Origin of the sequence: Erythrobacter sp. GH1-10 (assembly GCF_045363165.1) — a bacterium.
In the GTDB taxonomy this organism is placed as follows: Bacteria; Pseudomonadota; Alphaproteobacteria; order Sphingomonadales; family Sphingomonadaceae; genus Erythrobacter.
In genome coordinates, this window is the sequence record NZ_JBJFLP010000001.1 from 1644251 (window position 1) to 1656584 (window position 12334).

Sequence of the window (12334 nt, forward strand, 5' to 3'; positions counted from 1 at the left end):
TACTCACAATCGCGAGCGATATCTGCATTGTGCGTCGGGCATGGCCCGCCTACAGCCCCGGTTAAGCAGCAATGGGCCAGCTCAACTTTCTCATGCTTTCTCCTTTCGAACGAATGATTGCCAAGCGCTACCTCTGGCCCGGCAGGGGAGAGGCGTTCATCGCGCTCGTCGCCGGGATCTCGGTGACGGTGGTGATGCTCTCGATCGCCATGCTGGTGCTGGTGATGAGCGTCATGGGCGGTTTTCGCGGCGAAATGCTCGACAAGTTCGCGGGCCTTAATGGCCATGCGGTGATCCAGGCCTATGGCGGCAAGCTGGATAACTGGGAGAACACGCTCGATCAGGTGCGCGGCACCGAGGGCGTGGTCAATGCATCACCGTTGATCGAACAACCGCTGCTCGCGAGTTTCAATGGGCGGGCGGTAGCGATCTTTGTGCGCGGGAATACCGCCGAAGACATAGCCGATCTCGGCGACAAGGTCTTGCTGGGGGACATTGCCAGCATCCAACCCCAATCCGGCAAGGTCGCTATCGGCTCCCGGCTTGCCTCGAACATCGGAGCGCGGGTGGGCGACACGATCACCATCATCAACCCCCAGGGGCGGGTCACGCCATTCGGCACCTCAATCAGGCAGGTCGGCTACGAGGTGGGCGCGATATTCGAGATTGGCCTGTACGATTTCGATGAAACCTTCGTAATCATGCCGATGGAGGACGCGCAGACGCTACTGCTGCTCGGCGATACGGTGGGTTTGATCGAGATCACTGTCACCGATCCCGACAATGTCGGCGAGATCCTCGCCCCGGTCGAGCAATCGCTCACCGGACAGGCGGTTATCGCCGATTGGAAGCAGATCAATTCGACTCTGTTCGAGGCTCTTGAAGTCGAGCGTGTCGCGATGTTTTTCGTGCTCAGTTTCATGGTTCTGGTCGCCTCATTTAACATTCTTTCCAGCCTGGTGATGTTGGTCCGCGCCAAGACCCGCGACATCGCAATCATGCGCACGATGGGCGCGACCCGGCGCAACCTGCTGAAGATCTTCGTTACCACCGGCACCACCATCGGGGCGCTGGGGACGGTTGCCGGGCTGATCCTCGGCTTTGTCCTGCTGTATTTTCGCAACCCGATCGTCGACGGCGTCGCTTTCCTGACCGGGGTAGAAATCTGGGACCCGAGCGTGCGATTCCTCACTTCGCTGCCGGTCAGGGTCGATCCGTGGGAGATCATCGGCATCACCGCGCTGGGGATTGTGCTGAGCTTCCTTGCCACGCTCTATCCCGCGCTCAAGGCGTCGAACACCGATCCGGTGCAGGTGCTGCGCTATGAGTGACCGGCAGCCCATCGTCTCGCTGCGCGGCCTGAAGCGCAGCTTCGAGCAGGGCGGGCAGCGCATCGACGTGCTGCGCGGGATCGATCTTGATATCATGCCGGGCGAAATTGTCGCGCTGCTCGGGCCATCCGGTTCGGGCAAGTCGACCATGTTGCAAGCGGTTGGCCTGCTGGAGGGCGGTTTCGAAGGCTCGATCAGCATTGCAGGCGAACGGGCGGAAAAGCTGCCCCCGGACCAGCGCACCCGCCTGCGCCGGGAGCATCTCGGCTTCGTGTACCAGTTCCACCACCTGTTGCCCGATTTCGACGCGACCGAGAACGTGGTGATGCCGCAAATGATTGCTGGGGTCGCCGAGGAAGACGCCGTCGAGCGGGCGCGGAGCTTGCTCACCAGCCTCGGTCTCGGCCACCGGCTCACGCACCGCCCAAGCCAGCTTTCGGGGGGAGAGCAACAGCGCGTCGCCGTCGCCCGCGCGCTCGCCAATCAACCCACTCTGGTCCTCGCCGACGAGCCGACCGGCAATCTCGACGAGACCACATCGGACCGGGTGCTTGGCCAATTTCTCGAGCTCGTCCGCGGCGAGGGGAGCGCTGCGCTCGTCGCAACCCACAACGAGCGGCTCGCACATCGGATGGACCGCGTCGTCCGTCTGCATGACGGGATTTTGAGCTAGATCTGCCCCTTATCGCGCCTCGCAATCGTCTCTATATCGCCAATGAGGAGACACAAATGACCGACCATCCAAGCACTTTCAAAGGCACGCCCGAGAGATCGGGCAAGCTCCAGTGGGACGATCACGCCGCGTTGCATCGCGCCGACGATGGCGATGGGGTGCTCAGTGACATGAAGGCTTTGCGGCGCGGGACGTTTGCGGAAATGATCCGCCACCTGATGCTTCTGCCGGAAGCCGATCGCTCCAACTACACCATCGAAAAGGCTGGCGACCGCGTCTATTCCGCCGTCGAGGCAGCCGAACTTGCAGCGAGGGACGACTTCCCCGGTTAGGGCGCGGTTCAACGCCTGTGGCCGAAATCTCGATACCGTTCGACGAAAGCCGATTGGACGATGGCAGTCACGTGATAGCTTCGGCTCTAGTCAGATAAGGGGGCCGTTCCATGTCATTTGCTGCACTGCTTCTCGCGCTTCAGTCCGCGGGTAGCGAATCCGCTCCACCTGCACCGCCGCCGCCCGCTTGCGCCAGCGAAGAGCACGCCGCGCTCGATTTCTGGGTTGGCGAGTGGGAGGTGTATAACGCCACGAACGACGCCAAGGTGGCAGAAAGCTCGATCGAACGGGTCGCAGGCGGCTGCGTCATCCGCGAAACCTGGATGCCGTTGCGCGGCTCCGGTGGCACGAGCATGTCGATGATCAATCATCGGACCGGCCGCTGGCAGCAGGTTTGGGTCGGCGGCAATGGCACGCGCGTCGATTTCGAGGGCGGGCCGGTCGCTGGCGAGATGGTCCTAACCGGTTACTGGGACGATCTCGGCGGGCCGGGCGTCCACGGGCTCGTCCGCATGACCTACACCGGCAATCCCGATGGCAGCGTGCGCCAGTATGGCGAGGGGTCGACGGATCATGGCAAAACGTGGCAGAGCAGCTTCGACCTGATCTATCGCCCTAAAGAGGACGCTAAATGACCACCATCGCCGATTTCACCGTCACCACCAATCGCGGAGAAGAGCTCGATCTTGCGACCAAAAAGGGCAAGGTGCTGCTCGTTGTGAACACCGCGAGCAAATGCGGCTTCACACCGCAATATGACGGTCTGGAAAAGCTGTTTCAGCAGTTCAAGGACAAGGATTTCGAAGTCCTCGGCTTTCCCTGCAACCAGTTCGGCGCGCAGGAGCCGGGCAATGCCGACGAGATCGCCGAGTTCTGCAAGGTCAATTTCGGCGTGACCTTTCCGCTGATGCAAAAAGTCGAAGTGAACGGGCCCAACGCCTCGCCGCTATTCGACTGGATGAAATCGGAGAAGAAGGGCCTGATGGGCTCGACCTCGATCAAGTGGAACTTCACCAAGTTCCTGATCGACCGCGAGGGCAACGTCGTGAAGCGCTACGGACCGCAAGATACTCCGGCGAGCATCGCGAAGGATATCCAAAAGCTGCTCTGAGCGGCGTCTATTTCCAGTGCCACCGCAGCGGCTTGGCCGCTTCGCGCACCAGCTTCCCCTTCGCCTCAAGATCGAGCTGGACCGTCTTCGCCCACCACCCGCAGGTCTTTCCGCCGGGGAAGAGTTCCTCCGACAGGTGCGGCTTTGCTGCTTCGCGGGTTTCCGACTGGGTTAAGCCCGGCGCAGTTGTGGGCAGCGCTTTTTCGAATGCCTGAAGCATATTGGCGTATTTGGCCGCATTCACCCGGCTCGTCTTGCCCGGCGTGTTGACGTTTTCGACCTCGATCATCTCGGACATCGGCACCTCACGCAGCATATCCTAGCTTGCCCCCGGTTTTTCCCCAAGAGCCATGGGCAGAAGCTTGAATGCCGCCGGTTGAAGCGTAGTTTCAGCCCATGCCCTTTGCTCCCTTCGTCCCTTTGCGCGTCCTTTCATCCTATTCGATGCTCGAGGGGGCGATCGATCCCAAGGCAATCGCCAAACTGGCGAAGGAGCGCGGCTTCCCCGCTATCGCAATTTGTGACCGCAACGGGCTTTATGGAGCCGTCATGTTCGCTGGCGGCTGCAAGGGCGAAGGTGTGCAGCCGATCATCGGCACGCTGCTTGGCGTCGCGCGCGACGAAGAAGGCAAGCAGGTCGATTATCTTCCGCTCTATGCTCAGGACGAGGCCGGTTACGACAATCTGTGCCACCTAGTTTCCAAGGCTCACCTGGAGCGCCCCTTGGAGCTCGAACCGCATGTGGGATTGAACGATCTCCAAGGTCGCACCGATGGCCTGATCGCGTTGAGCGGAGCGGGCGAGGGGGCTTTGACCCGCCTTCTTGCCGAGGAGCAGGCACCTGCCGCCGAAGCGCTGTGCGACCGGCTTCAGATGCTGTTCCCGGACCGGCTCTACATCGAAGTCGCCCGGCATGGCGATCCGGTGTGCCAACGCGCCGAAGAGGCGCTGATCGACCTGGCCTATGCGCGCGACATTCCTCTGGTTGCGACCAACCCGGCGAACTTCGCAGAACCGCACATGCACAAGGCGCATGACGCGATGCTGTGCATCGCCAATTCGACCTACATCGAAAACGACGACCGCCCGCACACCAACAGGGACGCGTTCGTCAAATCGGCGAACATGATGGAGGAGTTGTTCGCGGATCTACCCGAAGCGGTCGAGAACACTCTCGTTATTGCCCAGCGCTGCGCCTATGCGCCGCCCTATCGCGACCCGATCCTGCCTAGCCTTGCGGGCGATCTGGAGGGTGAGGCCAGGATGCTTGCCGAGCAGTCGAGAGCCGGCCTCGAAGCGCGGCTTCAGCCCTACGAGGATCTAAGCGAGGATCAGCGAAAGGAGTATTTCGACAGGCTCGATTACGAGATCGAAATCATCGTCGGAATGGGCTTCCCAGGCTATTTCCTGATCGTTGCCGACTTCATCCAGTGGGCGAAGGAGCAGGGCATCCCGGTGGGGCCGGGTCGCGGCTCGGGCGCGGGTTCGATCGTGGCCTGGGCGCTTACCATCACAGACCTCGATCCGATCCAGCTCGGCCTTCTGTTCGAGCGTTTCCTCAACCCCGAACGTGTTTCGATGCCGGACTTCGATATCGACTTCTGCGAAACGCGGCGCGGCGAGGTGATCCGTTACGTCCAGGCGAAATACGGCGCCGATCACGTCGCGCAGATCATCACCTTCGGAAAGATGAAGGCGCGCGCGGTGCTGCGCGATTGCGGGCGCATCCTGCAGATGAGCTACGGACAAGTCGATCGGCTGTGCAAGATGGTGCCCAACCACCCGACCGATCCGTGGACACTGCCACGCGCCTTGAACGGCGCGGCGGATTTCAAGCGCGAGTACGATAATGATAATGAGGTAAAGCGCCTCGTCGATCTGGCGATGGAGTTGGAGGGCCTGCCTCGTAATTCGTCGACCCACGCTGCGGGCGTGGTGATCGGCGACCGGCCGCTTTCGCAACTGGTCCCGCTGTACCGCGATCCGCGCTCGGACATGCCGGTGACGCAATACGACATGAAGAATGTCGAAAGCTCCGGTCTTGTGAAATTCGACTTTCTCGGCCTCAAGACGCTTTCGGTCCTACGTAAGGCGGTCGATTTGCTGGGGCTCCGCGGGATCGAGATCGAGCTCGGCATGTTGCCGCTCGACGACAGGTCGGTCTACGACCTCATGCAGGACGGTAACACGGTCGGCGTCTTCCAGCTCGAATCCGAAGGGATGCGCCGCACTCTGAAGGCGGTGAAGCCATCCAACTTTGGCGACATCATCGCGCTCGTCTCGCTCTATCGCCCCGGTCCGATGGACAACATTCCGCTGTTCGGCCAGCGCAAAGCGGGCGAGGTCGAAATCGAGTATCCGCATCCCAAACTCGAAGGCATCCTCGCCGAAACCTACGGAATCTTCGTCTATCAGGAACAGGTGATGCAGGCGGCGCAGATCCTCGCCGGGTACTCGCTCGGCGATGCCGACCTCCTCCGCCGCGCGATGGGCAAGAAGAACCAGTCCGAGATGGACAAGCAACGCGCGCGCTTCATTGAGGGTTGCGCCGAAGTGTCGGGAATCGAGGCCAAGAAAGCTTCCGAGCTGTTCGACTTGATCGACAAGTTCGCGGGATACGGTTTCAACAAATCGCACGCTGCGGCCTATGCGCTGCTCGCCTACCAGACTGCGTGGCTCAAGGCGCATTATCCGGAAGAATTCTACGCGGCCTCGATGTGTTTCGACCTGCACCAGTCTGAAAAGCTCAGCATCTTCGTCGATGATGCACGCCGCTATCGTCCACCCGGGGACAAGGAGGGCGAGGCCGGGATCGAAGTGCTGCCCCCCGACATCAACACCTCCGAAGCCCGTTTCACCGTCGAACAGACCGATCACGGATATGCCGTGCGCTATGCCCTCGCGGGCATCCGCAACGTCGGCGAGAAGGCGATGGAATCGATTGTCCGCGAGCGCGAGGCCGACGGCCAATTCGAAACTCTCAAAGACTTCTTCGAACGGCTGCCGCAAGGATCGATGAACCGCCGCCAGCTTGAGGGATTGATCTGCGCCGGTGCGCTCGACGGACTCGAGCCCAACCGCGCGCTTCTGTTTGCCAACGCCGACATGCTGCTCGCGGTCGCCGATGCTGCGATGCGCGAGAGGTCCAGTGGGCAGGGCGGATTATTCGGCGGCGAAGACTCGGCGGTGGACGATCTGCGCCTGCAGGCAACCGAGGAGTGGCCGCGCACCGAGCGGATGGCAAAGGAGCGCGAGAATTTCGGCTTCTATTTCTCCGCCCATCCGGTTCAGCAATTCCGTGATGTCGCGTCGGCCCAAGGCGCGCGCACCTATCAAAGCCTGATGGAGGCGGGAGCGTTGCCGGGCGGCAAAGGCCATGCGGTGATGGCCGCGATGGTCGAGGGGATGAACAAGGCGCGGACCAAGCGCGGGGCCGAATTCGCGCGCTGCGATTTCTCCGATGCTTCGGGCCAGTTCTCCTCGGCCTGTTTCGAGGAATCGCTGATCCCGTCATGGGAGAAATGGGCCGCGGAAGGCGAGTGCGTCCTGCTCAATGTCGAGCTTGATTCGCCCAATCCCGGCGAGCCCCCGCGATTGACTGTGCGGGGGGCAAAACCTTTGTCGGCGGTGAGCGGCAGCACGCCGATGATCCTGCGTGCCGATATCCTGAGCCAGCAGGCACTCGCCGCTCTCAAGCTCGAACTCGCCACCGCCAAGAATGCGCCAGGCGAGGTGATCGTGCGGCTGATCCTCGATGCCGATCGCGAGGCGACGGTGCGGTTGGGCCGCAATTTCGTGCTCACCGGCGACCTTGCCGAGCGGTTGGCGGATATCGAGGGGATCGAACGGGTAGAACTGGCACCCGCCAGAGGCCGTGCGAACCTAAGGTTGGTCGCATAGAAGACACCCTTCAACAAAGGGTGTGTCGAACGCTTTCAGACGGTTACTCCTTGCAACCGGTGCCTGCATTAGGACACGAATTGACGGACCAGTGTAGCCAGCAAGATTACCTTTCTGGCCAAAAGTTGATCTCGACCCGGCGATTTTCGAATTCTTTGACGCCATCGCCCGTTCTTACGCGTGGGAGGCTCTTGCCCCATGCCCTCGTTGCAATTTTCCACTCAGGCAGACCCCGTTCAACAAGATATTCTTTCACGACCTGGTTGCGTTCAAGAGACAAATCTATCGAACGCCTTTCAGATTGTGAGGTGTCTGTATGGCCGGAGATCGACACTCGCCAATTCTCACAATCGGCATAGAAGTCGACCACTTCGTCAAGGAGCCTGCGTGCCTCGTAGCTCAACGAACTATCATTCCAGTCAAAAAACAAAATGAATGGGCCGGAGTTGCAGACCGCGCGTCTGTTGTCTTGAGCACGCTCCTGTCCCTCAATGGAAGTTGCGGCCAGAAACCCGCCTTTGTCTTGCGACCGCTCGAGCCCGGAACCCGCGAATGCAGTGGTGCTCAACCCAGCAAATAGTATCGCGGCAACCGCCGTCGGCCATGAGTTCAATTTCATTCCTTTGCCCCTCAATCTCATGTGTTGTGGGGAGCCTAACGCCCCAAGCACAAGGGTCAACGCCTCACCTCAGGACCGGGAGCTGTCCTCGTCACGCTTAGCGATACAGGCTGGGATCGTTTCCCCTTAAGCATCCGATTGCAAAGCATGCAGCCTCGCGGCATGACGAACGACAACAAACAACCGATTTAGGCAGTGGAGAGAGATTCATGATCACCAAACTCGGCGCGATGCAGGAATTCACCATGCGGATCACCAGCGTGATCGATCACGCGGCGCGTGAATCCGGACCGCGGGAGATCGTGACCCGCTGGGCCGATGGCAGCGAGACCCGCACCGATTGGGCGGGCATCCGTCGCGACGCCTTGAAGATGGCGCAGGCTTTGAAAAGGCTCGGGCTGAAACCGGGCGAACGCGTGGCGAGCCTGGCGATGAACCACTCGCGCCATCTTGTCAGTTGGTATGGTGTCGCGGGGATGGGCGGGGTGCTCCACACGGTCAATCCGCGGTTGTTCGACGACCAACTCGAATACATCGTCAACCATGCCGAAGATAAGGTGCTGTGCTACGACGCGGCGTTCCAGCCGATCGTCGACAAGATGAAAGACCGCTGGACCACGATCGAGCATTACATCTGTTACGATTCCGGCGAGCATGCGCCCGCGTTCGAAGACTGGATCGGCGCCGAGGATGGTGATTTCGAGTGGGTCGACGGTGCAGAAACCGATCCATGCATGATCTGTTACACCAGCGGGACGACGGGCAATCCGAAAGGCGTGCAGTACGAGCACCGTTCGACTATGCTGCATGCGCTCGCCGGACTGCAGCCGGCGGCGTTCAACTTCTCCAGCGCGTCTGTCATGCTACCGGTCGTGCCCATGTTCCACGCGGCGAGCTGGGGGCTGCCCTATGCGGGCGCGATGGCGGGGATCAAGTTCGTGTTCTCGGCGGTCAACGATCCGGCCGTGCTTCACGAGCTGATGATCCGCGAAAAGGTGACCGACAGCGCAGGCGTGCCCACGGTCTGGCTCGCGCACTTTCAATATTGCGACGCGGAGGGCATCGACCTTCCGCCGCTGAAGGCCGCGACCATCGGCGGTTCGGCCTGTCCGCGTTTCATGATCGAGCGGCTGATGAAGAACGGCACCCGCGTCCAGCACGCGTGGGGCATGACCGAAACCTCGCCCATCGGTACGGTCGGCGGCCCGACTTGGGATTGGGACGAGCTCAGCTTTGAGGAGAAAGTCGACAAGACCGCGATGCAGGGCCGCCCGATCTTCGGGGTTGAACTGCGCACGGTCGATCTCGACGACATGGTCACCGTGCTCCCGCGCGACGGGAAAACCTCCGGCGCTCTCCAGATCCGCGGCCCCTGGATCATCAAGCGCTACTTCAAGGCGGAAAAGGACGCGGTGAACAACGAAGGCTGGTTCGACACAGGCGATGTCGGCATCATCCATCCCGATGGCACGCTGCAGCTGACCGACCGAACCAAGGACGTGATCAAGTCGGGCGGCGAGTGGATTAGTTCGGTCGAGTTGGAAAACGCCGCCGTTGGCCATCCGGCCGTCGCCGAAGCCGCGTGCGTCGGCATGCCGCACCCCAAATGGGATGAGCGCCCGGTCTTGTTTGTGGTAAAGAAAGAAGGGCAGGAAATCACTGCTGGCGAGGTGATCGAGCACCTCAAGCCGCAGGTCGCCAAATGGTGGCTGCCCGATGCGGTCGAATTCGTCGACGACATCCCGCATACCGCGACCGGCAAGATATCGAAGAAGGACCTGCGCGACCGGTTCAGCGACTACACACTGGAAGCCTGATGGGCATAGAAGGCACGCTCATACTGCTGGCCTATGGCGGGTGGAGCATAGCTGCGGCCTGGCTCTGGCGATACGTGCTGCCCCGGTTTGTCTTTCGCTTCGATAACCGGTTGCTCGCCGTCTTTGTCACTTACGTCGTCATGGCTGCATCTTTCGTGGCGACGGTAGCATTTCTTGATCTGTCGGGCTGGGAGTTCAAGGGCATGAACGAGCGCCCGATCCAGCAATTCGCAAGCGGGTTGTTCTTCTTGTCACCATTTGGCCTTCCGCTGTTTTTTGGAGCCCCGATCGTCTTGCTGGCGGACGGTTTGCTTTTTCTCAGGCGCCGATACTGGGAGCCGATACAATGACCTATTTCATCGATCCGTCCCCGGCCAATTTCCAGGCGTTTAAAGACCTTCCGCGCGACGAGCCGATCCACATGCTGAACCTGCTGCGCTACCGCGACCTGGCAGACTACCCGGAAGGTCATGAGCACCACGGCAAGGACTGGTCCGGCAGACGCGCCTATGAAGAATACGGAAAGACTTCAGGCCCGATCTTCAGCCGGGTGGGCGGCAGCATCGTGTGGCGCGGCGCGTTCCAGACGATGGTCACCGGGCCGACGCCCGACGATAAGGTCTGGCACGACGGCTTCGTCGCGCAATATCCCAATTCGGGTGCGTTCTTCGAAATGATCAAGGATCCCGACTACCAGAAGGCCGTAGTAAACCGTACTGCCGCGCTGGTCGATAGCCGCTTGATGCGTTTCAAGCCGGGCGCAGCGGGCGGTGGCTTCGGCTAGTGCTCGGCGGCTTCATTCGGTTTCACTGCCTTTCCATTCCAACGGCAGGCCGTCTGCTTTTATCCGTCCGTCGGAGTTGGATGTGACGTTGCGCCTTCCGCTCAGCCTCCGCCATTCAAGGCATCGTTGTAGCGCATGATGCCGCTCCCGAAGAGGCCGAGTCTGAAGGTCAGGTTCTGCTTCGTAATGCCATAATCGAAGATGAGATAGGCTTTGAGCACGTGGTTGCCGTTGTCGGACTTCACGACCGATGCGGGATTGTACCGCATATTGAACTGGCGTGCGATCTCATCGGCTTCAGCCTGGGACATGCCATCCGGTTTGGAAAAGAACGCGACCATCAGAAGGCCCATGCATGGGCCGTCACGGCAAGCGGTCGGACGCAAGATGGCCTTTCCGCCGTTTTCGAACGTGACCGCGATCGACTCGCTTTCATCGCCCGATCTTTCCCACGTAGCGCCCATCTCACTGAGCGAGGAGGCAAGCTCCTGCACGTCGATTTCAGTGACAATTCGCGAGCCGTCCCCCGATTGGGCCTGCAGCGCAAGCATCGGCGTGCCGGCGAGGGCGATGCCGGCCAGAGCATTCAAGATCGTTCTGTTCATTAATTCCCCCTGTCCAAAGGCAGGCTAACCAGCACGAACGGCGTGTGCAACCGTCAAAGCAGGCGCATTTGTCCGCCGCATTCAGGTGGCCTGAAGCGCGAGCAATCAAGCTCGAACCTGGCTTTGCCGATGCCCGCTCGCTTGCAAGCGAGATTGAAGCGCGCCCGGAACAGGTCTGCCCAAACGCCCGAGGGGCGCATACGGGTGAAGAAATCGGGATCATTGTCGCGGCCTTTGCCGTCCTTGGCCCTGATCGAGCGAACAATGCTCATCACCTTGCCCGCGCGGTCGGGGTAGTGGACATCAAGCCATTCGCGGAACAGTGGCGCTACTTCGTGCGGCAGGCGCAGGGGGATCCATCCCGCGCTGCGAACGCCTAGCGCACCGACTCGTTCTACGATCCCTTCCATGAATTCATCTGTGATCGCAGGAATGATCGGAGAGACGGAGCAGTGGACCGGCACGCCCGCTTCGACCAATTTGCCCAAGGCGGCTATGCGTTTTGCCGGTGCAGCACACCTCGGCTCGAGTTTCCCGGACAGCACAGGATCGAGGGTCGTCACGGAAATCGCCACAGCAATGAGTTCGCGCTTCGCCATCTCCTCGAGCAAGTCGAGGTCGCTCAGGATCCGGTCCGATTTGGTCGTGATGGTCACCGGGTGGCGCGCATCGAGGCAGACTTCGAGCACCTGCCGCGTGATACGGTAGCGCCGCTCTATCGGTTGGTAGGGATCGGTGTTGGTTCCCATGGCAATCGGGCGAGGGCGGTATCTCGGCTTTGCCAGGGTCGCGCGCAGCAATTGCGCCGCGTTGGGCTTGGCAAACAGCTTGGTTTCGAAATCGAGCCCGGGCGACAGGTCGTGATAGGCGTGGGTAGGGCGAGCAAAGCAATAGACACAGCCGTGCTCGCACCCGCGATAGGCATTGATCGAGCGGTCGAACGGGACGTCGGGCGACGTGTTGAAGCTCAGGATCGTCTTCGGGTGTTCTTCGGTGACGGTGGTGCGCAGCTTTAGCGGAGGACCGTCGAGCGTTTCCACGTGATCGCGCCAGTCGCCATCGGTTTCGCGTGTGGCTAGGCCGAAGCGGGTTGGCACCTTGCCCGATGCTGCTCCGCGCCCGGTCTGGAAATCAGGATGTTCCGGCGTTCTCATACATGAGA

General features: G+C 60.9%; 13 protein-coding genes. 9 read left to right on the forward strand and 4 right to left on the reverse strand.

The window, feature by feature from the left end:
• Positions 1 to 71 precede the first annotated feature (71 nt).
• The 5 genes from ACI5KX_RS08120 to ACI5KX_RS08140 all read left to right on the forward strand — a co-directional run bounded on the left by ACI5KX_RS08120 (position 72) and on the right by ACI5KX_RS08140 (position 3447).
• A complete protein-coding gene (locus ACI5KX_RS08120; RefSeq protein WP_406810167.1) occupies positions 72 to 1331 on the forward strand; it encodes a lipoprotein-releasing ABC transporter permease subunit in 1260 nt (419 codons plus the stop codon).
• The gene (locus ACI5KX_RS08125; RefSeq protein ID WP_406810168.1) at positions 1324 to 2004 is read left to right on the forward strand and encodes an ABC transporter ATP-binding protein; all 681 of its coding nucleotides are present in this window, start codon (positions 1324 to 1326) and stop codon (positions 2002 to 2004) included. Before ACI5KX_RS08120 ends, ACI5KX_RS08125 begins: the two co-directional genes overlap by 8 nt.
• 56 nt (positions 2005 to 2060) lie before the next feature.
• Entirely contained in the window at positions 2061 to 2336 is a 276-nt protein-coding gene (locus tag ACI5KX_RS08130; protein WP_406810169.1) for a hypothetical protein, read from the forward strand.
• A 110-nt stretch (positions 2337 to 2446) separates the two neighbouring features.
• The gene (locus tag ACI5KX_RS08135; RefSeq protein ID WP_406810170.1) at positions 2447 to 2971 is read left to right on the forward strand and encodes a hypothetical protein; all 525 of its coding nucleotides are present in this window, start codon (positions 2447 to 2449) and stop codon (positions 2969 to 2971) included.
• Complete coding sequence (locus ACI5KX_RS08140; RefSeq protein ID WP_406810171.1) at positions 2968 to 3447, forward strand: glutathione peroxidase; 480 nt, start codon at positions 2968 to 2970, stop codon at positions 3445 to 3447. The genes ACI5KX_RS08135 and ACI5KX_RS08140 overlap by 4 nt, the downstream gene beginning before the upstream one ends.
• Positions 3448 to 3454: 7 nt before the next feature.
• Here the strand turns inward: ACI5KX_RS08140 and ACI5KX_RS08145 are convergent, their stop codons facing one another.
• Positions 3455 to 3745 carry a DUF6958 family protein gene (locus tag ACI5KX_RS08145; RefSeq protein WP_406810172.1) on the reverse strand — a complete coding sequence of 97 codons (291 nt, stop codon included), beginning with the start codon at positions 3743 to 3745 and terminating at the stop codon, positions 3455 to 3457.
• A 98-nt stretch (positions 3746 to 3843) separates the two neighbouring features.
• Between ACI5KX_RS08145 and dnaE the strand changes: the two genes are divergently transcribed.
• Entirely contained in the window at positions 3844 to 7347 is a 3504-nt protein-coding gene (gene dnaE / locus ACI5KX_RS08150) for a DNA polymerase III subunit alpha (RefSeq protein WP_406810173.1), read from the forward strand.
• A gap of 106 nt (positions 7348 to 7453) precedes the next feature.
• Here the strand turns inward: dnaE and ACI5KX_RS08155 are convergent, their stop codons facing one another.
• The gene (locus ACI5KX_RS08155) at positions 7454 to 7966 is read right to left on the reverse strand and encodes an OmpA family protein (protein ID WP_406810174.1); all 513 of its coding nucleotides are present in this window, start codon (positions 7964 to 7966) and stop codon (positions 7454 to 7456) included.
• 209 nt (positions 7967 to 8175) lie between these two features.
• Here ACI5KX_RS08155 and ACI5KX_RS08160 point away from each other — a divergent pair, with 209 nt between their 5' ends.
• From ACI5KX_RS08160 to ACI5KX_RS08170, 3 genes are read left to right on the forward strand one after another with little or no spacing between them, the layout of a single operon-like run.
• Positions 8176 to 9783, forward strand: a complete 1608-nt coding sequence (locus tag ACI5KX_RS08160) for a long-chain fatty acid--CoA ligase (RefSeq protein ID WP_406810175.1) — start codon at positions 8176 to 8178, stop codon at positions 9781 to 9783.
• Positions 9783 to 10133: a hypothetical protein gene (locus ACI5KX_RS08165; RefSeq protein WP_406810176.1), complete on the forward strand. Its 351-nt coding sequence runs from the start codon at positions 9783 to 9785 to the stop codon at positions 10131 to 10133. Before ACI5KX_RS08160 ends, ACI5KX_RS08165 begins: the two co-directional genes overlap by 1 nt.
• On the forward strand, positions 10130 to 10567 hold the full coding sequence (locus ACI5KX_RS08170) for a DUF1330 domain-containing protein (protein ID WP_406810177.1): 438 nt from the start codon (positions 10130 to 10132) through the stop codon (positions 10565 to 10567). Before ACI5KX_RS08165 ends, ACI5KX_RS08170 begins: the two co-directional genes overlap by 4 nt.
• Positions 10568 to 10668: 101 nt before the next feature.
• Here the strand turns inward: ACI5KX_RS08170 and ACI5KX_RS08175 are convergent, their stop codons facing one another.
• Complete coding sequence (locus tag ACI5KX_RS08175; protein WP_406810178.1) at positions 10669 to 11172, reverse strand: hypothetical protein; 504 nt, start codon at positions 11170 to 11172, stop codon at positions 10669 to 10671.
• A 53-nt stretch (positions 11173 to 11225) separates the two neighbouring features.
• The gene (locus tag ACI5KX_RS08180) at positions 11226 to 12326 is read right to left on the reverse strand and encodes a PA0069 family radical SAM protein (protein ID WP_406810179.1); all 1101 of its coding nucleotides are present in this window, start codon (positions 12324 to 12326) and stop codon (positions 11226 to 11228) included.
• Positions 12327 to 12334: the final 8 nt, after the last annotated feature.